The sequence below is a fragment of the Novosphingobium album (ex Liu et al. 2023) genome, from assembly GCF_029076845.1.
GTDB lineage: Bacteria > Pseudomonadota > Alphaproteobacteria > Sphingomonadales > Sphingomonadaceae > Novosphingobium.
Genome location: NZ_JARESE010000044.1, coordinates 57,999 through 82,578 on the forward strand (window position 1 = coordinate 57,999; position 24,580 = coordinate 82,578).

A 24,580-nucleotide genomic window follows, 5' to 3' on the forward strand; every position below is an offset into this window, starting at 1 on the left:
CGCACTCGAACATGCGGATTTCTAGGGGGCTGGCTTAGCCATGGACAAGAAGAAGCTGCTGCTGCTGATCGTGGCGCTGGTCATCGCGACCGGCGCGGCCTTCGCGGCGCGAACGCTGTGGCTGGGCGCTTCCACACCCGAGGCCGGGGCCGTCGCTACCGTGCCCAAGGGCCCCAAGGTGCTTGTCGCGCAGCGCGCCTTGCCGGTCGGCACGATCATCACGGCCGATTCCGTGGCGTTCCAGGACTGGCCCAAGGAACTCGTCAAGGATGCCTACTTCCTCGATGGCGAGGCCGACATGGCCAAGATGCTGGGCACGGTCGTGCGCTTCCCCATCACCGCCGGCCAGCCGGTGACGCAAGGCGCGCTGGTCGCGCCGGGCGATCGCGGCTTCCTGGCCGCCGCGCTCGGCCCCGGAATGCGCGCGGTGACGATCCCGGTTTCGGCCAAGACGGGCGTTGGCGGCTTCGTGTTTCCGGGCGACCGGGTCGACCTGGTGCTGACGCAGGCAGTTAAGGGCGCCGAAGGCGATGCGCTCAAGACCTCCGAGACGATCCTGCGCAACTTGCGGGTGCTCGCCACCGACCAGTCGACCGAATCCGAGACCGTCGACGGCAAGACCGTGGTCCACGCCTTCCGCACCGTCACGCTGGAAGTGACGCCGCGCATCGCCGAAAAGGTCGCCGTCGCGCAGACCATCGGCACGCTCAGCCTCTCGCTGCGCTCGCTGGCCGACAACCAGGGCCAGTTCGACCAGATCCTCGCCAGCGGCGACGTCAAGCTGCCCGAAGGCGCGAGCAAGGAAGAAGAGGAACAGTTCCTGCGCCAGGCGGCGAACCGCCCGATCGAAGGCGCGACCACGTATGTCACCGGCGGCGACGTCTCGCGCTTCCAGCGCTCCACCCGCCCGATGACCGCCGAACAGGCCGCCGCGCAAGCCGCCACGCGCGCCTTGAGCGCTTATGCCTCGCGCGCCACGATGATGAACCGTGGCGCCTCGGTCAGCGCCGCTCCCGTCCCGACAGGCCCGGTCGTCCGCGTCACGCGCGGCAAGTCGACCACCGACGAGCCGGTGGGGAAGAACTGATGGCAAGGCACGATCCCACGCATTTCATCGCCACGAAGGGCACGAACATGAAATCCCGTCTCATCAGGACAATGCTGGGCGCCGCCTGCTGGGTCGCGCCGCTGGCGGGCCTGGGCGCCGCTCCGGCCGCCGCGCAATCGGTGGTCCGCCCGGCGCAGGATATCTCGCTGTCGATCGGCAACGGCCAGCTCGTCAACGTACCCGGCAGCATGGCCGACGTCTTCGTCGCTAACGATCAGGTCGCCGACGTCCAGGTCAAGTCGGCCAACCAGTTCTACGTCTTCGGCAAGAGCGGGGGCACCACCACGGTCTATGCCAGCAACGGCACCGGCACGGTGATCTGGTCGGCCAACGTCCGCGTCGGCTCGAACCTCGACAGCGTCGACACGATGCTGCGCCTGGCCATGCCCGACGCGCAGATCGGCGTTTCCACGATGGGCACCAACACCTTCCTGCTGACCGGCACCGTCAAGGCGCCCGAAGACGCGGCCGAGGCCGAACGGCTGGTGCAGGCCTATGTCGGCGAAAAGGCCAATGTCATCAGCCGGCTGCGCATGGCGACGCCGCTGCAAGTCAACCTGCAGGTCCGTTTCGCCGAAGTCAGCCGCACGCTGGTGCGCGAGATCGGCTCCAACCTCGTCACGCGCGACCTGACCGGCGGCTTCACCTTCGGCCTGTCGCGCGGGCGCGGCGCCGGCACGATCGGGGCGATCGACACGTCGAAGCTGCCCATGCTCGATGCGTCCTCGCTCTATGGCCTGCCGGCCAAGTCGCTGTCGCTGCCGTTCGACCCGCAGACCGGCAAGTTCATCACCGGCGGCACCAGCTATGCGTTCAACCCGCTCAAGGATGCCACCACGCTGGGCCTTGCCGGCAAGATCGCCGGCGTGGACCTGCTCAGCGCGCTCGACCTGGCCGAAACGGTGGGTCTGGTGACGACGCTGGCACAGCCCAACCTCACCGCGCTCTCGGGCGAGACGGCCGAGTTCCTGGCCGGCGGCGAATATCCGATCCCGATCAGCCAGGGCCTGGGCACCACCGCGATCGAATACAAGAAATATGGTGTCAGCCTGTCCTATGCGCCCACGGTGCTGGCCAACGGGCGCATCTCGCTGCGCGTGCGGCCCGAAGTGTCCGAGCTGTCGAGCGAAGGCGCGGTGACGCTGAACGGCTTCCAGGTCCCGGCGCTGACCATCCGCCGCGCCGAAACCACGATCGAGCTGGGTTCGGGCCAGAGCTTCATGATCGCCGGGCTGATGAGCAACAAGTCGCAGAACACGATCGACAAGACTCCGGGCGCCGGCGACTTGCCGATCCTGGGCTCGCTGTTCCGCTCGACCAGCTACCGCAAGGGCGAGACCGAGCTGGTGATCGTGGTGACGCCGTACCTGGTCAACCCGGTCAACGCCAGCGACATCAAGCTGCCCACCGACGGCTTCAAGGCGCCGAACGAATTGCAGCGCCTGCTGGGCAACATGGAAAGCGACGGCGTATCGGGCCCGCGTGGCGACCGCCCGGCGCCGAGCGCCGCGCCCGCGCAGACTCCGTCCCCCGCGCCCGGGCTGGGCGATGCCGGCGACAGCGGCAAGGCGAAGAAGAAGGGCAAGGCCGCCCGGCAGGCCGAAGCCGCCGATGCCGCGCCCGGTTTCAACCTGAAGTGAGAGAGGCCATGACCATGAAGACTCCCGCCTTCACTCGCCGGGCGACCGGCGCCGCGCTGGCTCTCTCGATCGGGCTGGCGCTCTCGGGCTGCGGCGGAATGCCGTCGAACCGCTCGCTCAACAGCGTGCACGAACCCATCGTCGAACAGACCAACTACACGCTCGATGTCGGCACGGGCGGCGGCGGCCTGCCCTTTCCCGAGCAGCGGCGCCTGGCCGGCTGGTTCGCGGCGATGAACCTCAAGTACGGCGATCGCATCTATATCGACGATCCCGTCGGCAGCAGCGCCACGCGCGGCGCGATCGAAGTGCTGGCGGGCCGTTACGGCATCCTCGTCAGCGACGACGCGCCGGTGACGCCGGGCTTCGTCGCGGCCGGCACCACCCGCGTCATCATCGCGCGCAGCAAGGCCAGCGTGCCGGGCTGCCCCGACTGGTCGGCCAAGTCCGACGTCAACCTGGGCAACGCGACCAGCAGCAATTACGGCTGCGCGACGAACAGCAACCTGGCCGCCATGGTCGCCAATCCCGAACACCTGATCCGGGGCGCCGATACCGGCAGCGACACGCTGGTGATGAGTTCGAACAAGGCCATCCAGAGCTACCGCAAGGCGGACCCCACGTCCGCCGATGGCCTCACGAAAGCCGGAGCCAAGGAGAACTAGTCGATGAACGCCCCCTGGAAATCCGGTATGCCGAGCGGCCGCGACCAGTTCGCCGCCTACCTGTGCGACGAAGCCTCGCTCGACGTCCTGCGTCCGATCGCGATCGAGATGGGCTGGCAGCCCGAGAAGTGCAACAAGGGCGGCCTGCGCAACGCGGTGCAATCGCTCTCGATCACCGCCAGCCCCAACATCCTGATGGTGGACTTGTCCGAAAGCGGCGATCCGCTGAACGATATCAACGCGCTGGCCGAAGTCTGCGAGCCGGGCACGATCGTGGTGGCCGTGGGCCAGGTCAACGACGTGCGCCTCTATCGCGACCTGATCGCCAGCGGCATCCACGATTACCTGCTCAAGCCGCTTTCGCCCGGCCAGGTGCGCGATGCGCTCTCGCAGGCGCAGGCGGTGTTCGCCGCGCCCAAGAACGCGGATGCCGCCACCGCCAAGCAGCACATCTCCACCGCCGTCATCGGGACGCGCGGCGGGGTGGGCGCATCGACGCTGGCGACTTCGCTGGCCTGGCTGTTCAGCGCCGACAGCCGGCTGCCGACCGCGCTGCTCGACCTTGACATCCACTTCGGCACCGGCGCGCTCTCGCTCGACCTCGAGCCCGGCCGCGGCCTGACCGACGCGATCGAGAACCCCAGCCGCATCGACGGCCTGTTCATCGAGCGCGCGATGATCCGCGCCAACGACAACCTGGCGATCCTTTCGGCCGAAGCGCCGATCAACGCCCCGCTGATGACCGATGGCGCCGCCTTCGTGCAGCTTGAGGAGGAATTCCGCCAGGCGTTCGAGATGACCGTCATCGACATGCCGCGCAACATGCTGATCAATTTCCCGCAATTGCTGGGCGATGTGAACGTGGTGGTCATCGTCACCGAGCTGACGCTGGCATCGGCGCGCGATTCGATCCGCATCCTCTCGTGGCTCAAGTCCAACGCGCCGCATGTGAAGACGATCGTGGTGGCCAACAAGGTGCAGCCCGGCGTCGCGGAAATCAGCAAGGCGGATTTCGAAGCCTCGATCGAGGCCAGGATCAACCTTGCCATCCCCTATGACATCAAGGCCGCCAGCAACGCCGCGAAGCTGGGCCAGACTTTCGCCGACGCCAACCGCAGCAGCAAGGCGGGCATCGCCATGCGCGAGCTGGCGCGGCTGGTCATCGGCAGCTTCGATGGCGACGAGGGCGTGCCCGCGGGCAAGCCCTCGCTGCTCGGCAAGTTCGACCTGAAGGCCATGCTGCCCAGGAAGGACAAGGCCAAGGGGGCGGCCGCCGCCGCAACGAGTTAAGGCGCCGGGCCCTCGGGTCCGCGCGCGCAGAGCATACGCCGGGGAAGACGACGCATGACGCCGATGAGCATTCTGCAGATCCTGGTCATGGCGGGCGGCCTGATGGCCCTGATGGTGATCGGCTACACGCTGCTCTCCGGGCCCTCGCCGGCCAAGGAATCGGCGCGCCGGCTGCAATCGGTGCGCTTTCGCCATTCGCAGAACGCGATGGACCGGGTGGAGGCGCAGATGCGCAAGGCCGTGGCCGCGCGCAAGCCGAAGATCCACAACATCGCCGGGTCCAGCTCGCGGATCGACGCGCTGGCGCTGCGGCTGCACCGCACCGGCAAGCCCTGGACGGTGACGCAGTACCTTTACACCTCGTTCGGCATCATGGCGGCGGTGGCGCTGATCGTGTTCCTGAAGTCGGGCGCGCTGATGCTCGGGCTGGTGGTCGGCATCTTCGCGGGCGCGGCCATTCCCCACTTCGTCGTCGGCTATTTCATCGGCAAGCGGGCGAACGCCTTCACCGTCAAGTTCCCCGACGCGATCGAGCTGCTGGTGCGGGGCCTGCGCTCGGGCCTGCCCGTCACCGAGACGCTGGGCGTCGTCGCCAGCGAAGTGCCCGGCCCGGTGGGCGAGGAATTCAAGCTCGTCACCGAACGCATCAAGATCGGCAAGACCATGGAGGATGCGCTGCAGGAAACCGCCGATCGCCTGGCGATGCCCGAATTCAACTTCTTCTGCATCACGCTGGCGATCCAGCGCGAGACCGGCGGCAACCTGGCCGAAACGCTGGCGAACCTGTCCGACGTGCTGCGCAAGCGCGCGCAGATGAAGCTGAAGATCCGGGCGATGAGCTCGGAATCGAAAGCCTCCGCCTATATCGTCGGCGCGCTGCCGTTCATCGTCTTCACGATGATCTGGTGGATCAACCCCGGCTATCTGGCGGGCTTCTTCAGCGAGCCGCGGCTGATCGTGGCGGGCCTGGGCGGGCTGACCTGGATGGGCATCGGCGCCTTCATCATGGCCAAAATGGTCAGCTTCGAGATCTGATCGAGAGAAGACGGGAAAGAGCATGTTGAACGAAGCGCCCGGACCGACCCTTTTCGGCGTCGACGTCATCTTCGTCGGCACGATCCTGATCGGCGTGGCGGCGGCCGCGGTCGTCTTCGCGATCTATGCGGCGATCACCGTGCGCGACCCGATGGCGCGGCGCGTGAAGGCGCTCAACCAGCGCCGCGAACAGCTCAAGGCCGGCATCGCCACCGCCCCGCGCAAGCGCGCCAGCCTGGTGCGCCGCAACGAAACCACCGACAAGATGACCGAGGCGCTTTCGACGCTGAAGGTCCTGCAGGACAGCCAGATCCAGCAGATCCAGCAGAAGCTGGCGCAAGCGGGCATCCGCAAGAAGGAATGGGCCGTCGCGGTGGTGTTCGGCCGCATGGTCCTGCCGATCGTGCTGGGCGCCTTCGCCGCCTTCGTGCTGTACGGGATCAACTACTTTCCCGAATGGACCACGGTGAAGCGGTCCGGCGCGCTGATGATCGCGCTGATCCTGGGCTACAAGGCGCCCGACCTGTTCCTGTCCAACCTCATCTCCAAGCGCACCGACGCGATCCGCAAGGGGCTGCCCGACGCGCTGGACCTGCTGGTCATCTGCGCCGAGGCGGGCCTGACCGTCGATGCCTCGTTCGACCGCGTCGCGCGCGAGCTTGGCCGCGCCTATCCCGAACTGGGCGATGAATTCTCGCTCACCTCGATCGAGCTGTCGTTCCTTACCGAACGGCGCATGGCCTTCGAGAACCTGGCGTACCGCGTGAACCTGGATTCGGTGCGCGGCGTGGTGACGACGATGATCCAGACCGAACGCTATGGCACCCCGCTCGCCTCGGCGCTGCGCGTGCTTTCGGCCGAATTCCGCAACGAGCGCATGATGCGCGCCGAGGAAAAGGCCGCGCGCCTGCCCGCGATCATGACGGTGCCGCTGATCCTGTTCATCCTGCCGGTGCTGTTCATCGTCATCCTGGGCCCGGCGGCCTGCTCGATCTCCGACGCCTTCTCCGGCGGCGGTCCCGGCAACAACGGCAACTGATCATCCGGCGGTATCCGGCGCCGCGACCGGCGCCGGCGGCTTCCTATTCGCGCTCGCCGAACAGCCGCGCGGCGACCGCGTCGAGCCGGGCGATCAGGCGCGGATCGTGGGCATCGGGGGCCGTGATGATCGCGCTGTCGAGCGCCCGGTCGATCGGGCTCGGCTCACGCACGGGCGGCAGGCTGGCGGCGAGCGCGCGCACCGCCTCGCGCGCCAGCGCGGCGTTGGCGTGCATCACCGCGATGATATCGGCCGCCTCGACACCGGCCGCGCCCTCGCGCCAGGCATCCCAGTCCGTGACCATGCCGAGCAGCGCGTAAGGCAGCTCCGCCTCGCGCGCGAGGCGCGCCTCGGGCATCGCGGTCATGCCGATGACGTCCGCGCCCCATGCTCGATAGAGCCGGCTTTCGGCGCGGGTGGAAAACTGCGGCCCGTCGATCGTCAGGTAGCAGCCGGCCGGATAGACCTCGGCCCCCGCCCGCCGCGCCGCCGCGCCGGCCAGCACGGCCAGGCGCGGACATACCGGATCGGCCAGGCCGACATGCGCGACCAGGCCCGGCCCGAAGAAGCTGTTCTCGCGGCCCGAGGTGCGGTCGATGAACTGGTCCACCGCCACGAACGATCCCGGCGCCATGTCCTCGCGCAGCGAGCCGATCGCCGACAGGCCGAGCAGGTCGGTCACGCCGCAGCGCTTGAGCACGTCGATGTTCGCGCGGTAATTGATCGCGGCGGGCGGAATGCGGTGCCCCGCGCCGTGGCGGGCGATGAAGGTGAAGCGCACCCCGCCCAGCCGCCCGGTGGTGACGGGGCCAGAAGGCGCGCCGAACGGGCTGCTCACCGCGATGTCCTGCGCGTCGTCCAGCGCGATGCCGGCGGCCAGGCCCGATCCGCCGATCACGCCGATGTGCCAGGAACGGGGTTTGTCAGCGCGCAAGGATGCCGGCCATGATGATGTCGATGGTGTGCTCGCGGTAGCGGTCACGCAGTTCCTCGGTCAGCGTATCGGTGTCGAAGCAATATTTCATCACCAGCCGCGCCGAAAAGAAGCGGTCCACCGCGCCGGTCACGGTGAAATAGAACAGCTGCGGATCGACCGGGCGGAACACGCCGGCCCTCACCCCGTCACCGATCAGCTGCTCGTAGGCGCGGTAGATCGGCGACAGGTACAGCTCGGCGATGCGCTTGGCCTCGGCATCGTCGCATTCGCGCACCAGCCGCATGGTCAGGCGGTTGAGGTAGGGCACCGCGTAGAAGGTGTCGATCACCTTGGAGATGTGGCGGCGCAGCTTGGCTTCCGGGTTCCAGCCGTCCTTCGCCACCAGCGCGTCGACGCTGGTGACGATGGCCTGCCAGTCGCGGTCGAGCAGCGCCTTGAGCAGCCCGGCCTTGTTGCCGAAGTAATACTTCACCAGCGCCGAATTCAGCCCCGAGCGCAAGCTCAGTTCCGAAAGCGAGATATCGACGATGTCGCCCTCGCGCATGATGGCGCTCGCGGTATCGAGCAGAAGCTCGCGAGCACCCGGAGGCGCGGAAATCTGGGCGACTGGCATCGCGGTTTCGCTTTTTCCCTCAGCGCGGCGGCATACGGATGGCGCCATCGAGGCGCACGTCCTCGCCGTTCATATAGCCGGTTTCGATCATGAACAGCGCCATCTTGGCATATTCCTCGGGCTTGCCCAGCCGCTTGGGGAACGGCACCGAGGCGGCCAGCGCGACTTGCGCCTTTTCGGGCAGCGCCTTCATCAGCGGCGTCTCGAAGATACCGGGCAGGATGGTGTTGACGCGAATGCCCTCGTTCATCAGGTCGCGCGCGATCGGCAGGGTCATGCCCACGACGCCGCCCTTGGAGGCCGAATAGGCGGCCTGGCCGATCTGCCCGTCCTCGGCCGCGACCGAGGCGGTGTTGACGATCGCGCCGCGCTCACCGAACTCGTCGAGCGGATCGAGCGTCAGCATCCCGGCCGCCGACCTGGCGATGCAGCGGAACGTGCCGATCAGGTTCAGTTCGATGATGAACTTGAAGGCGTCCATCGGAAAAGTCCTGATCTCGCCGGTTTCCTTGTCGCGGCTGACCGTCTTGATCGCGTTGGCCGTGCCCGCGCAATTGACCAGGATGCGTTCCTGCCCGTGGGCCGCGCGCGCCTTGGCGAAGGCCGCGTCGACGCTGGCGTCGTCCGTCACGTTGACCTTGCAGAACGTGCCGCCGATCTCCCTGGCGATGGCCTCGCCCTTTTCTTCCTGAAGGTCGAAAATGGCGACTTTCACGCCCTGTTCGGCCAGCGCCCGGGCGGTGGCCGCGCCCAGGCCCGAGGCGGCGCCGGTGACGACGGCGGCGATAGTGCTGTCCAGCTTCATTCAGGTATCCTCCTTCAGGGCGCCGCCGCGACGGGTGGGCTGGCGGCGCCGACGACTGCCGATTTAATCATCCGGTTAGTTGGCCCGGCGACAAGGGTCAATCGTCCAGACGGCCTGTCCGTCATGCGACATCGCCGCCACGGTGCCCCGGCGCGAATCCGGCGCGCGGGTAGCGCGCAGTTGCGCGATTGCAACACATTTTCAACCAAGTGGCATTATCACCCGCTTGGCACTTGCTGTCGCCCGGAATGCAGGCACACTGTCGTCATTCCTAATCGGAACAGAAAGATACGAGCATTTTTGGGGGCGACTGGCGAACACGGCAGAACGGGCGACCGCTGCCGGCACCCATGCCCCCTATTCTGAAACAGGGAACAAGACATTGAAAAACAACCTGACAAGAGCGGCGCTGCGCGGTTCGACCTGCCTCGCGCTCATCGCCCTCGCCCTGCCCGGCGCCGCCTTCGCCCAGACCGCTTCGGACGAGGCATCCGATGACGAGATGATCATCGTCACGGGTTCGCGCATCGCCCGGCCCGAGGTTGACGCGGTCAACCCGGTCGTCGCGATCACCTCGCAGGACATCCTCGATTCCGGTACGACCAACGTTACCGACTATCTCAAGACCCTGCCCGCGCTTGCCGGCTCGCTCAGTTCGTACAACAACAGCGGCGATCGCGCCGGCATCGGCTATACCGGCCTCAACCTGCTCGACTTGCGCAACCTGGGCTATGACCGCACGCTGGTGCTGGTCGACGGCCGGCGCCACGTCGCCGCGGTCGACGGCCTGCAGTCGGTCGACATCAACACCATCCCCAACGACCTGATCGAGCGTGTCGAGGTGCTGACCGGCGGCGCATCGGCGATCTACGGCGCGGACGGCGTTTCGGGCGTGGTCAACTTCATCCAGAAGAAGGATTTCGAAGGCGTCACCGCGCGCGTCCAGGGCGGTATTTCCGACAAGGGCGACGCCGGCCAGCGCCTGTTCGCGCTCACCGCCGGGCACAACTTCGCCGATGGCCGCGGCAATTTCGCCATCGCCTACGAACACGGCGAGGAAGACCGGCTGACCGCGCAGGACCGCAAGCGCTTCCAGGGCACGAACCGGGTGGGCTTCTACCTCAACCCGGATGATACCGAGACCGGCGCCCAGAACAACGACGGGATTCCCGATTACATCCCGCTCAACGACATCCGCTATTTCGACACCTCGCGCGCCGGCGGCATCGACGTCGATTTCGACGGTATGCCCGATTTCTACGGCGCGGAAGGCCTGCCTTACGATCCGGGCCGGTTCATTCCCAGCTTCTACCAGCAGGGCGGCTCGGGTACGCTCGTATCCGACTATGGCAACGACCTGCTGCCGCAGATCCGCCGCGACGTCGTCAACGCGATCGCGCATTTCGATTTCAGCGACGCGCTCACGCTCTACGCCGAAGCGAAGTATGCCAATACCAAGTCCTACTCGGTCGGCCAGCCCAGCTTCGACTATTACCTGTTCATCCCCGAGGACAACCCCTACATTCCAGAGGCGGTTCGTTCGCACATGATTGAAGGGAACGGCGGGGTACTGGTCAATCGCGACAACTTCGACCTGGGCCGGCGCGGCGAGGATATCACCCGCGAAACCATCCGCACCGTGATCGGCGCCAAGGGCGATATCGCGCCCAACCTGTCCTATGACGTGTCCTATGTCTTCGGCCGCGCGAAGATCACCAATCACTATGTCGACGATATCCTGACCGACCGCTTCTATGCGGCGATCGACGCCGTGCGGGGGCCGGACGGCGCGATCACCTGCCGGGTCAATCTCGACCCCACCTGGACGCCGACCCAGCCCAACAACTACACGCGCAGCGAGATCCCGCCGACGACGTTCCAGCCGGGCCAGTGCCTGCCCTTCAACCTGTTCGGCGACGGCGTGGCCTCGCAAGCGGCGATAGACTGGGTCAAGACCGACACGACCGACCGTTCGCGCCTCACCCAGCATGTCGTCAGCGGCGCGATCACCGGCAACACCGGCAGCTATTTCGAGTTGCCGGGCGGCCCGATCGGCTTCGCGCTGGGCGGGGAATACCGCAAGGAATCGAGCAGCTTCATCGCCGATCCGCTGGCGCAGCAGGGGCTGACCTTCACCAACGTGCTGGGCAATACCAAGGGCAATTTCGACGTCTGGGAGGTCTTTGCCGAAGTGAACGTCCCGATCCTGGCGGATCGGCCGTTCTTCAAGCGTCTCGAAATCAACGGCGCGTTCCGCTATTCGGACTATTCGACGATCGGCACGACCAATGCCTGGAAGGTCGGCGGCGACTGGGCCCCGGTGGACGACATCTCCTTCCGCGGCACCTATTCGAAGGCGGTGCGCGCGCCGAACATCAGCGAACTGTTCGGCGCCCAGTCCGAAACCTTCGAGTTCATCAACGATCCCTGCGACGAAGCCTATCTGCAGAACGGCACCCAGTATCGCGTCGACAACTGCGTCGCGCTGCTGAGCGGGCTGGGCGTTGCCGACCCGTCGACCTACAGCGATACGCGCAGCGTCAACATTTCGGGCTTCCAGGGCGGCAACCCGAACATCCGCGAGGAAACCGCCAAGACCTGGACGGCCGGCGTGGTGCTGAAGCCCCGCTTCATCCCCGGCCTGATCGTGACGGCGGACTGGTATGACATCCGCATCAAGAACGCGATCAACACGGTCACGCCCGAAAAGGTCGCCGAACTGTGTGTCGACCAGGCGACGCTCGACAACCAGTACTGCGATGCGATCGTGCGCCAGAACGGGGGCGACAACGCCGGCTTCATCACCAGCTTCAATGTCGGCCCGCTCAACGTCGCCAACTTCAAGACCGCCGGTCTTGACGTGATGATCGATTATCGCCTGCGGACCGACAAGGCGGGCACCTTCACCGTCCACGCCGTCGGCAACTATCTGCACAAGCAGACCTACGTGCCGATCCCCGGCGCCGATCCGGTGAACGATGCCTATTACATCGCCGGCTCGCCCAAGTTCCTGGTGACGACCGATCTGGGCTGGGAAAAGGGCAAGTTCGGCCTCAACTGGCGGATCAACTATGCCTCCAAGCTCTATCGCTACTCGCGCCAGGATACCGCGAACAACCCGGATATCGTCGCGCCCGAGTACCTGAAGCTCAACGAACGCTTCAGCCACGACGTGAGCTTCAATGTCGATGTGAACGACCAGTTCGAGATTTATGGCGGCGTCAACAACGTCTTCAATCAGAAGCCGGATCTGGGCGCGCTCAATACGCCGATCAGCGCGGTGGGCCGCTTCATGTTCATGGGCGCGCGCGTGAAGTTCGCCGATCTGTTCGGCGGCAGCTGACCGGGCGGGCCTGACGGCCTCCTGACGAAACAGAGGGGCGGGTTCACCAGGAACCCGCCCCTCTTTTCATTTCGGCCCGTGCGCTGTCAGCCAACCGTGATGTTGAGCGCGCCGTCGCCTTCATCGACATGCACGGTCGAACCGTCGGGGATCTCGCCGGCGAGCAGCTTCTCGGCCAGCGGGTCCTGCACGTAGCGCTGCACCGCGCGCTTCAGCGGCCGCGCGCCATAGACCGGATCGTAGCCCACCCGGCCCAGCCAGCGCTTGGCCGCGGGCGTGAGATCGAGCACGATCTTGCGGTCCTTGAGCAGCTGCTGCACCCGTCCGACCTGGATATCGACGATCGGCCCCATGTGCTCCTGCCCCAGCCGGTGGAACAGGATGACCTCGTCGAGCCGGTTGAGGAACTCGGGCCGGAAATGCGCCCGCACCACTTCCATGACTTGCGGCTCTACCGCCGACACGTCCTGCCCCTCGTCGAGATTGGCGAGGTACTGGCTGCCGAGGTTGCTGGTCAGGATGATCAGTGTGTTGGTGAAATCCACCACCCGGCCCTGCCCGTCGGTCAGCCGTCCGTCGTCGAGCACCTGGAGCAGCACGTTGAACACGTCCGAGTGCGCCTTTTCCACCTCGTCGAACAGCACCACCTGATAGGGCCGGCGCCGCACCGCCTCGGTCAGCACGCCGCCTTCCTCGTAGCCGACATAGCCCGGAGGCGCACCGATCAGGCGGGCGACCGCGTGCTTTTCCATGAATTCCGACATGTCGATGCGCACCATCGCGGTGTCATCGTCGAACAGGAAGCCCGCCAGCGCCTTGGTCAGCTCGGTCTTGCCGACGCCGGTGGGGCCAAGGAACAGGAACGAGCCCAGCGGCCGGTTCGGGTCCTGCAGGCCCGCCCGCGCCCGCCGCACCGCCTTGGACACCGCCTCGACGGCCTGCGCCTGGCCGATCACTCGCTCGCCGATCACCTGCTCCATCTTGAGCAGCTTGTCGCGCTCACCCTCCAGCATCTTCTCGACCGGCACGCCGGTCCAGCGGCTGACGACGCCGGCGATATCGTCCTCGGTCACTTCCTCGCGCAGCAGCGCATTGGCGGCCTGGGCCTGCGCTTCGGACAACTGCTTTTCCAGCGCGGGGATGGTGCCGTACGACAGCTCGCCCGCGCGGGCGAGATCGCCCGAACGCTGCGCCTGCTCCAGCTCGATGCGCGCCGCGTCGAGCTGTTCCTTGATCTTGCCTTCGGCGGCGATCTTGTCGCGCTCGTTCTGCCAGCGCGTGGTCAGCGCGTTCGACTGGTCCTCAAGGTTGGCCAGTTCCTCGCGCAAGTGGTCGAGCCGGTCGCGCGAGGCCTGATCGGTCTCCTTGGAAAGCGCCATCTCCTCGATCTTGAGCTGGATGATGCGGCGGTCGAGCTTTTCGATCTCCTCGGGCTTGCTTTCCACTTCCATGCGGATGCGGCTCGCCGCCTCGTCCATCAGGTCGATCGCCTTGTCGGGCAGGAAGCGGTTGGTGATGTAGCGGTTGGACAGCGTCGCCGCCGCCACGATCGCGCCGTCGGTGATGCGCACGCCATGGTGCAGCTCGTACTTCTCCTTCAGCCCGCGCAGGATCGAGATCGTGTCCTCCACGGTCGGCTCGTCGACGAAGATCGGCTGGAAGCGCCGCTGCAACGCCGCGTCCTTCTCGACATACTTCTGGTATTCGTCGAGCGTGGTCGCGCCGATGCAGTGCAGTTCGCCGCGCGCCAGCGCCGGCTTGAGCAGGTTGCCCGCGTCCATCGAGCCTTCGGAGGCGCCCGCGCCGATCAGCGTGTGCATCTCGTCGATGAACAGGATGATCTCACCTTGCGCGCCCTTCACTTCATCGAGCACCGACTTCAGCCGTTCCTCGAACTCGCCGCGATACTTCGCGCCCGCGATCAGCGCGCCCATGTCGAGCGCCATCAGACGGCGGTCCTTCAAGCTGTCGGGCACGTCGCCATTGGCGATGCGCAGCGCCAGCCCCTCGGCAATGGCGGTCTTGCCGACGCCGGGATCGCCGATCAGCACCGGGTTGTTCTTGGTGCGGCGCGCCAGGATCTGCACGGTGCGGCGAATCTCCTCGTCGCGGCCGATCACCGGGTCGAGCTTGCCGTCGCGCGCGGCCTGCGTCAGATCGCGCGCATACTTCTTCATCGCCTCATAGCCTTCCTCGGCCGTGGCGGAATCGGCCTTGTGGCCGCCGCGCAGCGCGGTGATCGCCGCTTCCAGCGCCTGCGGCGTCAGATGGGCGGCCTTGAGCGCCTGCCCCGCCGCCGTGGTGGTCGCCAGCGTCAGCGCCAGCAGCAGCCGCTCGACCGTGACGTAGCTGTCGCCAGACTTGGTCGCGGCCTGCTCGGCCTGGTCCAGCAGCCGCACGGCATCGTTGTCCAGCCCCGGCGTCGCCTGCGCGCCGCTGCCCGAGACGGCCGGCACCTTGGCCAGCGCCTTGTCGACTTCGCGCTGCGCGGTCGCGGCATCGCCGCCGGCCCGGCCGATCAGGCCAGAGGCCATGCCCTCGCTATCCTCAAGCAGGGCCTTGAGGATATGTTCGGGGCTGATCCGCTGGTGGTTGAGCCGGATCGCGACGGTCTGCGCCGCCTGGAGAAAGCCCTTGGCCCGGTCGGTGAATTTTTCGAGATTCATGATGTGAAGTTCCTCCTGACCCACGGCATATAATGTTGCATTTATGCAACACAAGCGCAAGCCTGCCCCTTTTCTCCCTTGGAGCCCAATTCGCCCGCCATGGCATTGACCGGGCACAAATTCGCAAGGGAGCGCGCCCTGAGATTGGCGCTGGCAAGGCCGGTTACAAGCCCGGACCGATCAGTGGCCGGACACGGCCGCGCCAGCCATGCGGGCGCGCCGGGCCCCCACGCCAAATCAACAGCGCTGCTCATTGCGGGGCTTGGCGCGCGCGCTCGCATTGCCTAGCGTCCGCCCGCAACCAATTATCGAAGAGGCGAGGAAACGTGGCGAAATTCACACCTGAACAGGCAGCGGACGTTCTGGCGATCAAGCAGGTCATCTACGAATGGGGTGACGAGCTTGACATCAACAACGGCCTGAAAATGGTCGAGACCGACTGCCTGAGCAAGACCGTGCGCTACAATGTCGGCGGCGAATGGCGCGAGGGGCTGGATGCGGTCGCGGCGTTCTATCAGGCGCGCATGGCCGGGCTGAAGGCGGGCGGCGCGGTGCCGGTGATGCGCCACATCATCACCAGCCTGCGCGTCGCCTTCGATGGGCCGGACAAGGCCAGGGTCGGCTATCTGCTGGTGTTCTTCGCCAAGGCCGGCGAACCGCCCTTCACCGACTATTGCGATCCGCTCGCCGTCGCCGACGTGACGATGGAATGCGCGCGCGAGGCCGATGGCGAATGGCGCATCACCCTGTTCGACAGCGGCCAGATCTTCCGCCGGTAACGGCCCGGGCGAGCGCGACCGGGCTCGTGAGCAGGAGCCCGTGGCGAACCGCGTCCAGGGCTGCTAGGAAACGCATTCGTTTCCGCCTGGACCAGCCAAGGATCTGCATGAGCCGCTTTCCGATCACTCTCGCGCTCGCTCTCTCGCTGGCGGCCTGCGCCGCGCAGCCAGCGGCCCAGCTTGCCACCGCCCCGATTGCGGCGCCCGCGCCTGTCGCGGCCGCCGTCACCCCGGCGGCGCTGGTGGGCGAAGTGGACATTCCCTATGAGAAGTTCGTGCTGGCCAACGGGCTGACCACGATCGTCCACACCGATCGCAAGGCTCCCATCGTCGGCGTGACGCTCTACTACCGCGTCGGTTCCAAGCACGAGCCGCGCGGGCGGACGGGTTTCGCCCATCTCTATGAGCACCTGTTCTTCGGCGGATCGGCCAACGTGCCCAACTTCGACGTCCCGCTCGAAGCCGCCGGCTCCACCTCGACCAACGGTTCGACCTGGTTCGACCGCACCAACTATATCGAGACGGTGCCGACCGGCGCGCTCGATCTGGCACTGTTCATGGAAAGCGATCGCATGGGCTTCCTGCTGCCCGCGGTCACGCAGGACAAGCTCGACAAGCAGCGCGGCGTTGTCCAGAACGAGAAGCGGCAGGGCGACAACGAGCCATATGGCCTGATGGAATATGCCGTGAACGACGGCCTGTTCCCGGTCGGCCATCCCTATCGCCACACCACCATCGGCTCGCTGGCCGATCTCGATGCCGCCACGCTCACCGACGTGCGCAAGTGGTTCACCGATCACTACGGCCCGAACAACGTCGTGCTCGCGCTGTCGGGCGATATCGACGCGGCGACGGCGCGGCCGCTGGTGGAAAAGTGGTTCGGCGCGATCCCCAAGGGCCCCGCCGTGCCCAGGGTGGAAGCCGGTCCGGTCACGCTCGCCGCGCCGGTGAAGCGCGAGATGACCGATCAGGTGCCGCTCACCCGCGTGACCCGCAACTGGAGCGGCCCCGGCCTCAACGATGCCGATACACCCGCTCTCCAGGTCGGCCTCTATGTCCTGGGCGGCCTCGCCAGTTCGCGGCTGGACAACGCGCTGGTGCGCGGCCAGCAGCTTGCCGTCGCGGTCACGGCATCGGCGCAGACGCACGAGCAGATAAGCTTCCTCGACGCGACGATGGACGTGAAACCCGGCGTCGAACGGGCGAAAGCCGAAGCCGCCTTCGACAAGGTGATCGCCGATTATTTGCGCGACGGCCCGACCGAGGACGAAGTGCGCCGCGCGGTGATGAGCGCGATCTCGGGCGAGATCGCCGGGCTGGAGCGCGTCGGCGGCTTTTCCGGCAAGGGCGCGACGCTGGCCGAGGGCGAGGTCTATTCGGGCGATCCGGCCCATTACAAGCAGAACCTGGCCGCGATCGCCGCGCTCACGCCCGAGCAGGTGCGCGCGGCATTGCAGCGCTGGCTGTCGCGCCCGGTGCTGGCGGTGGACGTGCTCCCCGGCGAGCGGACCGAGGATGGCGGCAAGATGGGCGGCTGGGGTGACGAGGCCACCGCGCCGGCGCCCAGGCCCGATCCGCACGCCAAGGCCCCTGCCCTGGCCCCCGCGCCCAGGCGCCCGGCCCCGCCGGTCGCGCCGGTTTCCGCGCTGGAATTTCCCGCGATCGAACGCGCGCAGCTGTCCAATGGCATTCCGGTGGCGCTGGCCCGGCGCACGGCGGTGCCGCGCCTGGTCCTGACGCTGGATTTCGACGCGGGCTACGCGGCCGATGCGCTCGATTCGCCGGGCACGCAATCGCTGATGCTGGAAATGCTCGACGAAGGCACCGACACGCGCACCGCCACCGAGATCGCCGAAGCGCAGGAGCGGCTGGGCGCCTCGATCTCGACTGGCGGCGGGGTTGATACCAGCAGCGTGATGCTGACGACGCTATCGGCCAATCTCGCGCCCTCGCTCGATCTGATGGCCGAAGTGGTGCTGCGCCCCGCTTTCCGCGAAGACGATGTCGCGCGCGTGCGCGATCAGCAGCTGGCCGATCTGGCCCAGGTCCAGGCCTCGCCCGGCGCGCTGGCCGCGCGCTCGATATCCACGATCCTCTATGGCACGCATCCTTATGGCCAGCCTTCCGACGGGCTGGGCAACGCCGCCTCGGTCAAGGCGCTGACGCCGGCCGCGCTGCGCGCCGCGCACGACAAATGGCTGCGCCCGGACCTGGCGACGATCACCGTGGTGGGCGACACCACCATGGCCGAGCTGCTGCCCCTGCTCGAAGCCGCGTTCGGCAAGTGGCAGGCGCCGGCCACGCCGAAGCCGGTGAAAGCGATCGACGCGCCGGTGCCCGCGCCCGCCCCGCGCATCGTCCTGCTCGACCGGCCCAATTCGCCGCAATCGGTGGTGGTCGCCGGCAAGGTGCTGCCGCTGACCGGGCTTATGCCGAACACCGAGGCGCTGGGCCTGGCCAACGAAGTGCTGGGCGATGGCTTCCTCTCGCGCCTCAATCTCGATCTGCGGGAGGAAAAGGGCTGGAGCTATGGTGTCCGCAGCCAGATCAGCCGCCCGGTCGGCCCGCGCGAGTTCGCCGTGATCGCACCCGTCCAGTCTGACCGGACGGGCGATGCGATCAAGGCGATCCTGGCGGATATGCGCGCTTTTCCGGCCAAGGCGCCAGTTACCGCGCAAGAGCTTGAACGCGTGACCGAAGGCAACATCCGCGGGCTGCCCAACCAGTTCGAGACCAATGCCGACGTTGCCGGCGCGATCCGCCTGAACGCCCGGCTGGGCCGGCCAGACGACTATTACCAGACCATCCCGGCCCGATACCGCGCGATCGGCAAGGACGCGCTCGAAGCGGCGGCAAGGCAGTACCTGTTGCCGCAAGGGCTGGTCTTCGTCGTCGTCGGCGATCGCAAGGTGGTGGAACCGCAGCTTCGCGGCCTTGGCCTGCCGGTGGAAATCGGCAAGATTGAAGAATAGCCGGACGCCCCGCGCGAAAGCGGGCCCGGTTCATGCCCGAGGAGAGAGAGGCCATGTCCGTCGCCGGAACTTACGAGTGCATCACCAAGACGCCGCTGGGCGACCAGAACGGCCTGTTCACCGTCGTGCCCGGTGAGGGCGACAGCTTCACCGGCAGCATCGCCGGCGATCTGGGCACGATGGCGGTGGAGAACGGCACGATCGCCGGCAACGCGCTGAGCTGGAAAATGAAGATGACCGTGCCGATGCCGATCGACCTGGAATGCACCGCCACTGTCGATGGCGATCGGCTGACGGGCGAAGTGAAAGCCGGCATGTTCGGCACGATGCAGCTTACCGGCATACGCAAGGGCTGATCGGCCAGGGCCGGCTCCGGCCGCTTCCATCGGGAAGCACCGGAGCCGTCTTCGCGGCCGATCAGCGGTGGTCGCTCAGCGTCCTTGCGCGGGCACGCACTCGTTGAACCAGGCGGCGTGCCTGAACTCGTCGAAGCGATAGAACGTGCCGGTCAGCCGCACTTGCCGGCCCGGCTTCTGCTGCAGTGCCCAGACCGACTGGCCCGGCGCCATCAGGCAGCTCAGGTCGGTCTTGAACTTGGCGGCGTTCGGCAGGCGCAGAGCCTCGTTCCACGGATCGGGGATTTTGAAGGCGACGCGATAGTATTCGCCATCGCGGATCACATAATCGATCTCGCCGCTCAGCGTGAACTGCTTGCCGGTGTAGCGCGGCACGATCGCGGCCGAATTGCGTTCGGTATCCTTGGAAATCTGGTGCGAGAATTCCAGCGCGCTGATCGCCACCGGCGCGGCGGCGGCCGGCGCGGCCCTGGCCGCGCGCCCGGCGGCAAGCTTGCCTTCCTTGCCGCCCTTGATCCCGCCCAGCATCAGGCACAGTTCCGATTTCACCGCTTCGGCGGGCGAACTCATCGCGGCGGGCAGCTTCGCCTCGATGCTGACCGTGCCGAAGCCGCCGGCCGAAACCGCGCGCACTTCCAGCGGGAAGGCGCGCGCCTTGCCGCTCATCGGCTGTTCCAGCAGCAGCGAACCGCCCGCCGGCTCGGACGCAAGCACCGTGTAGCCACGCGCCTTGGCCACGCCTTCCATCTGGCGGATCGCCATGTCGGGCGAAAGATCGGCAACGCTTGCCGCCGCGCGAAAGCGCAGGCCGGTAACGGCGTTGCCCGATTTCTGGAAGCTGTCCTCGCAGGCCCCCGCATGGGCGGCGACAGGGATGCAGCCGGCCAGACAGGCCGCGGACAAGATCACACGCTTCACGAATTTCCTCCCGTTAAGCCTCGCCATCGATTCCGCACGGCAAGGCGCCCGAGAAAAGACGGAGTCGGACGGACCAACCCGCAAGCAAGTCAGGATTTTTTTCGAGCAGCGGTGGGAGAACTGGCAAGAATGCCCCCCCCCCCCCCCCAATGACGCCGAATGACGCCGTCAGCGTCAGCCGAGCGCCTTGCGCAGCAGTTCGTTGACCACTTGCGGATTGGCCTTGCCCTGCATGGCCTTCATCGTCTGGCCGACGAAGAAGCCGAACAGCGCTTCCTTGCCGGCCTTGAACTGCGCGACCTTGTCGGCATTGTCGGCCAGCACCTTGGCAACCACGGCCTCGATCGCGCCGGTGTCGGATTCCTGCTTGAGCCCTTCACGCTCGACGATGGCGGCGGCGCCGTCGCCGGTTTCGAGCATCTTTTCCAGCACTTGCTTGGCGATCGAGCCGGAGATCGTGCCATCGCCGATCAGCGCGAGCAATTCCGCGCCTTTTTCGGGCGTTACCGGCGAATTTTCCAGCGCGATGCCAAGTTTGTTGAGTGCGCCGAACAGCTCGGAAATCAGCCAGTTGGCCGCCTGCTTGGCGACATCGGCGGGCGGCTTGCCCTGCGCCTTGGCGGCTTCGCCCAGCAGACGTTCGAACCAGCGCGCGGTCTCGACCTCGGCGGTCAGCACTTGCGCGTTGTAGGGGGAAAGGCCCAGTTCGTTCTCGTAGCGGTGCCGTTTGGCATCAGGCAGTTCGGGCAGGGAGTTGCGGCAATCCTCCAGGAACGCGTCGTCAAGTTCCAGCGGCAACAGGTCGGGATCGGGGAAGTAACGGTAATCGTGCGCGTCTTCCTTCGAACGCATCGAGCGCGTGGTGCCGGTGCCGGGATCGAACAGCCGGGTTTCCTGCACCACCTTGCCGCCGCTCTCGATCAGATCGACCTGGCGGTTCGCCTCATGCTCGATCGTCGCCATGACGAAGCGCACCGAATTGACGTTCTTGGTCTCGGTGCGGGTGCCGAATTCCGCGCCCGACTTGCGCACCGACACATTGACGTCGGCGCGCATCGAGCCTTCCTCCATATTGCCGTCGCATGAGCCGACATAGCGCAGGATCGCCCTGAGCTTGCGCAGGTAAGCCCCTGCTTCAGCGGGAGAACGCATGTCCGGCCGACTGACGATTTCCATCAGCGCCACGCCTGAGCGATTGAGATCGACATAGGACATCGTCGGGTGCTGATCGTGCATCAGCTTGCCCGCGTCCTGCTCGACATGGATACGCTCGATGCCGATGGTCTTGGTCGCCTCGGGGTTCTTCTCGTCCACCGCGATCTCGATCGCGCCCTCGCCCACCAGCGGGTGGTAAAGCTGGCTGATCTGGTAGCCCTGCGGCAGATCGGCATAGAAGTAGTTCTTGCGATCGAAGCGCGACCATTTGTTGATCCGGGCATTGATCGCCATGCCGGTGCGCACCGCCTGGCGGATGCACTCCTTGTTCGGCACCGGCAGCATCCCCGGCATCGCCGCATCGACCAGCGAGACTTGCGCATTCGGCTCCGCCCCGAACGCGGTGGCCGCGCCGGAAAACAGCTTCGACTTCGAAACGACCTGCGCATGGACTTCAAGGCCGATCACGACCTCCCATTCGCCGGTCGCGCCCTGGATGCGATATGTGGATTCGGTCATGGTCGTCACCACCACTTCTCTGGCTTGGCCGCGAATCCGGCCCGCTGCTCGATCGCGAGGCCGGCGTTGAGCACGCCCTGCTCGTCGAACGGGCGGCCGATGATCTGGAGGCCCAGCGGCAGGCCCTCGCGGTTGAGGCCGGCCGGGACCGACATCGCCGGCAGTCCCGCCAGCGAGGCGGGGACGGCGAAGACGTCGTTGAGATACATCGAGAGGGGATCGTCGATATTGTCGCCCAGCGCGAAGGCGGCGCTCGGCGCGGTCGGCGCGAGGATCACGTCGCACTGTTCGAACGCGGCCGTGAAATCGCGGCTGATCAGCGTCCTGACCTTTTGGGCCTGCGTGTAATAGGCATCGTAGAAGCCGGCCGAGAGCACGTAAGTGCCGATCAGGATGCGGCGCTTCACTTCGGCGCCGAAGCCGGCGGCGCGCGTGGCGGCATACATGTCCTGCAGGCCGGCGCCATCGGGCAGATCGCGCAGGCCGTAGCGCACGCCATCATAACGCGCGAGGTTCGAGGACGCCTCGGCCGGGGCGATGATGTAATAGGCCGGCAGCGCATAGCGGGTGTGCGGCAGCGCGATGTCGATCACTCTGGCGCCCGCGTCCTTGAGCCAGGCGATGCCGTCGTCCCACGATTTCGCGACGTCGGCGTCCATCCCGTCCATGCGGTATTCGCGCGGGATGCCCACCGTCTTGCCCGCCAGATCGGCCGACAGCCCGGCTTCCCACGCCGGCACCGGCATGTCGAGGCTGGTCGCGTCCTTGGGATCGAAGCCGGCCATCGCTTCCAGCATGATCGCGCAATCGCGCGTGTCGCGCGCCATTGGCCCCGCCTGATCGAGCGAGCTGGCGAAAGCGACGATGCCCCAGCGCGAGCAGCGCCCATAAGTCGGCTTGATGCCGGTGATGCCGGTGAAGGCGGCCGGCTGGCGGATCGAGCCGCCGGTATCCGTGCCGGTCGCCGCCGGGCAGAGCCGCGCCGAGACCGCCGCCGAGGAACCGCCCGAGGAACCGCCCGGCGCCAGCGGCGCGTTGCCGCCGTCATTGCGCCGCCAGGGCGAGATCACGTTGCCGAAATAGCTGGTCTCGTTCGACGAACCCATCGCGAACTGATCGAGATTGAGCTTGCCCAGCATCCCTGCGCCCGCGTCCCACAGCTTCTGCGAAACGGTCGATTCGTACTGCGGCACGAAGCCTTCCAGGATGTGGCTGGCCGCCGTGGTCTGCACGCCGACGGTGGCGAACAGGTCCTTCATGCCGATCGGCACGCCGCCCATCTTGCCCAGCGCTTCGCCCGCCGCGCGCTTCGCGTCGGTGGCCTTCGCGGCTGCGATCGCCTTGTCCGGCGTCGCCACGATGAACGCGTTCAGCGCGTCCTGCGCGGCGGCGACATTGGCGTTGAATGCCTCGGCCACTTCGGCGGCGGTGAAATCGCCCTTGGCCACGCCATCGCGGATCGCGGCGACGCCCAGTTCGGTAAGTTCAGTCATTCCATGTCACCCTGAACTTGTTTCAGGGTCCATCCCGCCATCAGCGCAAAGGCCGGGACAGCCCCGAAGAGTCCTCGATTGTGGATCCCGGATCGATCGCGGCCGCGCCGCTGTCCGGGATGATCGAGCGAAAATGCCGGCATTTTCACTCGATCACCTTGGGCACGCCGAAGAAGCCATGCTCGGCCGCCGGCGCATTGGCCAGAACCTTGTCGCGGATGCCGCCGCCGGTCAGCGGATCGGCATCGATCACGTCATCGCGCAGGCGCAGGTGATTCTCGATCACGGCGGTCATCGGCTCGACGCCGGCGACATCGACTTCGCCCAACTGTTCGACCCAGGCGAGAATGCCGTTGAGTTCGGGGACCATCGCTTCCAACTCGCCTTCGCCCAGCTTGATGCGGGCCAGGGCTGCGATCCGGGCCACGGTTGCGGTATCGACCGACATGGCTGTTCCTCGATTCGGACGGGCCGCGCGCGCCGGCGCGGCGGGAAAGGGTGAAAGCGGGCAGCTAGCACTCGCCCCCATCGGCTTCAAGCGGCTCGGCTTCAGCCAGCGGGGATGCCGCGCGGCGATCGGGCCGCGCGGGCAGGCCGGCGAATCAGGGTTGCGCGGGCGCTTCGCCCGGCGGCGGCATTTCACCCGGAACGGCACCGGCGGCGCCACCGGCCCCTTGCATCTGCATCTGCTGAAGCTGTTGCATCATGCGTTGCTGCTGCTCGATCTCCTGCCGGCTCTTGAAATCGAGCAACTCGATTTCGAACGTCAGGTCGGTATTTGGCGGAATTTCGCCCATCTGCTTGTCGCCATAGGCCAGCTCGGACGGAATCTCGACCTTGTACTTGCCGCCGCGCTGCATCTGTTCGAGCGCCTTGGTGAAGCCGGGAACCACTTCGGACAGCGGGAAAATCGCCTGCTTGCCCTCGTCGAACACTTTCCCATCGGGCAGCGAGCCCTTGTAGTTGACCAGCGCCACGTCGTCGCGCGTCGGCATGTCGCCCGCGCCAGGCGTAATCGTTTCGACATCGACCGCCGGCGGCAGCGCGGCCCAGGCAATACCGCCCGCCGCAAGCGCAATCGCGGCCACGCCGAGCCACACCTTGGTGAGCGCGCCCTTGGCGATGGGCTGGAGGGGAACGCGGGTGATCTCTGTCATCGCTCTGGTCCTGGTTCGGCTACGCAAAAGGGCGCGGGATTCGTCCGCGCCCTCATGGCTTATCGCGGCCCCGCCTTCAAGCGGGAAGCG

19 protein-coding genes are annotated in these 24,580 nt (G+C 66.7%); 10 read left to right on the forward strand and 9 right to left on the reverse strand.

Annotated features, from left to right (window positions below):
• The first annotated feature begins 40 nt into the window (after positions 1–40).
• From cpaB to PYV00_RS12990, 6 genes are all read left to right on the forward strand, one after another.
• A complete protein-coding gene (cpaB, locus tag PYV00_RS12965; RefSeq protein ID WP_275228690.1) occupies positions 41–1,087 on the forward strand; it encodes a Flp pilus assembly protein CpaB in 1,047 nt (348 codons plus the stop codon).
• Positions 1,087–2,748, forward strand: coding sequence for a type II and III secretion system protein family protein (locus tag PYV00_RS12970; RefSeq protein WP_275228691.1), 1,662 nt, complete (start codon positions 1,087–1,089; stop codon positions 2,746–2,748). The genes cpaB and PYV00_RS12970 overlap by 1 nt, the downstream gene beginning before the upstream one ends.
• Positions 2,749–2,756: 8 nt before the next feature.
• Positions 2,757–3,413, forward strand: coding sequence for a CpaD family pilus assembly protein (locus tag PYV00_RS12975; protein ID WP_275228692.1), 657 nt, complete (start codon positions 2,757–2,759; stop codon positions 3,411–3,413).
• Between the two features lie 3 nt (positions 3,414–3,416).
• The gene (locus PYV00_RS12980; protein WP_275228693.1) at positions 3,417–4,703 is read left to right on the forward strand and encodes a pilus assembly protein CpaE; all 1,287 of its coding nucleotides are present in this window, start codon (positions 3,417–3,419) and stop codon (positions 4,701–4,703) included.
• A gap of 63 nt (positions 4,704–4,766) precedes the next feature.
• Positions 4,767–5,738, forward strand: coding sequence for a type II secretion system F family protein (locus tag PYV00_RS12985; RefSeq protein ID WP_275228839.1), 972 nt, complete (start codon positions 4,767–4,769; stop codon positions 5,736–5,738).
• A gap of 22 nt (positions 5,739–5,760) precedes the next feature.
• Positions 5,761–6,777 (forward strand): type II secretion system F family protein, encoded by a 1,017-nt coding sequence (locus PYV00_RS12990; protein ID WP_275228694.1) that lies wholly within the window; start codon positions 5,761–5,763, stop codon positions 6,775–6,777.
• Positions 6,778–6,820: 43 nt separating this feature from the next.
• Here the strand turns inward: PYV00_RS12990 and PYV00_RS12995 are convergent, their stop codons facing one another.
• The 3 genes from PYV00_RS12995 to PYV00_RS13005 are packed head-to-tail and all read right to left on the reverse strand — an operon-like array spanning position 6,821 to position 9,132.
• Positions 6,821–7,711 carry an S-methyl-5'-thioadenosine phosphorylase gene (locus tag PYV00_RS12995; RefSeq protein ID WP_275228695.1) on the reverse strand — a complete coding sequence of 297 codons (891 nt, stop codon included), beginning with the start codon at positions 7,709–7,711 and terminating at the stop codon, positions 6,821–6,823.
• Positions 7,701–8,327 (reverse strand): TetR family transcriptional regulator, encoded by a 627-nt coding sequence (locus PYV00_RS13000; protein WP_275228696.1) that lies wholly within the window; start codon positions 8,325–8,327, stop codon positions 7,701–7,703. The genes PYV00_RS12995 and PYV00_RS13000 overlap by 11 nt, the downstream gene beginning before the upstream one ends.
• Positions 8,328–8,346: 19 nt before the next feature.
• Positions 8,347–9,132 (reverse strand): SDR family oxidoreductase, encoded by a 786-nt coding sequence (locus PYV00_RS13005; protein WP_275228697.1) that lies wholly within the window; start codon positions 9,130–9,132, stop codon positions 8,347–8,349.
• Positions 9,133–9,514: 382 nt separating this feature from the next.
• On the opposite strand from PYV00_RS13005, the gene PYV00_RS13010 reads away from it, so the two are divergent.
• Positions 9,515–12,475 (forward strand): TonB-dependent receptor plug domain-containing protein, encoded by a 2,961-nt coding sequence (locus tag PYV00_RS13010; protein WP_275228698.1) that lies wholly within the window; start codon positions 9,515–9,517, stop codon positions 12,473–12,475.
• A gap of 86 nt (positions 12,476–12,561) precedes the next feature.
• On the opposite strand, the gene clpB is transcribed toward PYV00_RS13010, so the two are convergent.
• Positions 12,562–15,141, reverse strand: coding sequence for an ATP-dependent chaperone ClpB (clpB, locus tag PYV00_RS13015; RefSeq protein WP_275228699.1), 2,580 nt, complete (start codon positions 15,139–15,141; stop codon positions 12,562–12,564).
• Between the two features lie 326 nt (positions 15,142–15,467).
• Between clpB and PYV00_RS13020 the strand changes: the two genes are divergently transcribed.
• The 3 genes from PYV00_RS13020 to PYV00_RS13030 all read left to right on the forward strand — a co-directional run bounded on the left by PYV00_RS13020 (position 15,468) and on the right by PYV00_RS13030 (position 19,248).
• Positions 15,468–15,920 carry a nuclear transport factor 2 family protein gene (locus PYV00_RS13020; protein WP_275228700.1) on the forward strand — a complete coding sequence of 151 codons (453 nt, stop codon included), beginning with the start codon at positions 15,468–15,470 and terminating at the stop codon, positions 15,918–15,920.
• A 107-nt stretch (positions 15,921–16,027) separates the two neighbouring features.
• The gene (locus PYV00_RS13025) at positions 16,028–18,892 is read left to right on the forward strand and encodes a M16 family metallopeptidase (RefSeq protein ID WP_275228701.1); all 2,865 of its coding nucleotides are present in this window, start codon (positions 16,028–16,030) and stop codon (positions 18,890–18,892) included.
• A gap of 53 nt (positions 18,893–18,945) precedes the next feature.
• A complete protein-coding gene (locus tag PYV00_RS13030) occupies positions 18,946–19,248 on the forward strand; it encodes a hypothetical protein (RefSeq protein WP_275228702.1) in 303 nt (100 codons plus the stop codon).
• A 75-nt stretch (positions 19,249–19,323) separates the two neighbouring features.
• Here PYV00_RS13030 and PYV00_RS13035 read toward each other — a convergent pair whose 3' ends face one another.
• The 5 genes from PYV00_RS13035 to PYV00_RS13055 all read right to left on the reverse strand — a co-directional run bounded on the left by PYV00_RS13035 (position 19,324) and on the right by PYV00_RS13055 (position 24,490).
• Positions 19,324–20,166, reverse strand: a complete 843-nt coding sequence (locus tag PYV00_RS13035) for a hypothetical protein (RefSeq protein WP_275228703.1) — start codon at positions 20,164–20,166, stop codon at positions 19,324–19,326.
• A 174-nt stretch (positions 20,167–20,340) separates the two neighbouring features.
• Positions 20,341–21,840 (reverse strand): Asp-tRNA(Asn)/Glu-tRNA(Gln) amidotransferase subunit GatB, encoded by a 1,500-nt coding sequence (gene gatB / locus PYV00_RS13040; RefSeq protein ID WP_275228704.1) that lies wholly within the window; start codon positions 21,838–21,840, stop codon positions 20,341–20,343.
• A gap of 5 nt (positions 21,841–21,845) precedes the next feature.
• The gene (gene gatA / locus PYV00_RS13045; RefSeq protein WP_275228705.1) at positions 21,846–23,333 is read right to left on the reverse strand and encodes an Asp-tRNA(Asn)/Glu-tRNA(Gln) amidotransferase subunit GatA; all 1,488 of its coding nucleotides are present in this window, start codon (positions 23,331–23,333) and stop codon (positions 21,846–21,848) included.
• 145 nt (positions 23,334–23,478) lie between these two features.
• Positions 23,479–23,781 carry an Asp-tRNA(Asn)/Glu-tRNA(Gln) amidotransferase subunit GatC gene (gene gatC, locus PYV00_RS13050; RefSeq protein WP_275228706.1) on the reverse strand — a complete coding sequence of 101 codons (303 nt, stop codon included), beginning with the start codon at positions 23,779–23,781 and terminating at the stop codon, positions 23,479–23,481.
• A 154-nt stretch (positions 23,782–23,935) separates the two neighbouring features.
• A complete protein-coding gene (locus tag PYV00_RS13055; protein ID WP_275228707.1) occupies positions 23,936–24,490 on the reverse strand; it encodes an FKBP-type peptidyl-prolyl cis-trans isomerase in 555 nt (184 codons plus the stop codon).
• Positions 24,491–24,580 lie beyond the last annotated feature (90 nt).

Coding starts and splice junctions, on each gene's coding strand:
- PYV00_RS12980 (WP_275228693.1), top strand. CDS start 3,417: ATGAACGCCCCCTGGAAATCCGGTATGCCGAGCGGCCGCGACCAGTTC.
- PYV00_RS13005 (WP_275228697.1), bottom strand. CDS start 9,132: ATGAAGCTGGACAGCACTATCGCCGCCGTCGTCACCGGCGCCGCCTCG.
- PYV00_RS12975 (WP_275228692.1), top strand. CDS start 2,757: ATGACCATGAAGACTCCCGCCTTCACTCGCCGGGCGACCGGCGCCGCG.
- PYV00_RS13000 (WP_275228696.1), bottom strand. CDS start 8,327: ATGCCAGTCGCCCAGATTTCCGCGCCTCCGGGTGCTCGCGAGCTTCTG.
- PYV00_RS12990 (WP_275228694.1), top strand. CDS start 5,761: ATGTTGAACGAAGCGCCCGGACCGACCCTTTTCGGCGTCGACGTCATC.
- PYV00_RS12970 (WP_275228691.1), top strand. CDS start 1,087: ATGGCAAGGCACGATCCCACGCATTTCATCGCCACGAAGGGCACGAAC.
- gatB (WP_275228704.1), bottom strand. CDS start 21,840: ATGACCGAATCCACATATCGCATCCAGGGCGCGACCGGCGAATGGGAG.
- gatC (WP_275228706.1), bottom strand. CDS start 23,781: ATGTCGGTCGATACCGCAACCGTGGCCCGGATCGCAGCCCTGGCCCGC.
- PYV00_RS13055 (WP_275228707.1), bottom strand. CDS start 24,490: ATGACAGAGATCACCCGCGTTCCCCTCCAGCCCATCGCCAAGGGCGCG.
- gatA (WP_275228705.1), bottom strand. CDS start 23,333: ATGACTGAACTTACCGAACTGGGCGTCGCCGCGATCCGCGATGGCGTG.
- PYV00_RS13030 (WP_275228702.1), top strand. CDS start 18,946: ATGTCCGTCGCCGGAACTTACGAGTGCATCACCAAGACGCCGCTGGGC.
- cpaB (WP_275228690.1), top strand. CDS start 41: ATGGACAAGAAGAAGCTGCTGCTGCTGATCGTGGCGCTGGTCATCGCG.
- PYV00_RS12985 (WP_275228839.1), top strand. CDS start 4,767: ATGAGCATTCTGCAGATCCTGGTCATGGCGGGCGGCCTGATGGCCCTG.
- clpB (WP_275228699.1), bottom strand. CDS start 15,141: ATGAATCTCGAAAAATTCACCGACCGGGCCAAGGGCTTTCTCCAGGCG.
- PYV00_RS13025 (WP_275228701.1), top strand. CDS start 16,028: ATGAGCCGCTTTCCGATCACTCTCGCGCTCGCTCTCTCGCTGGCGGCC.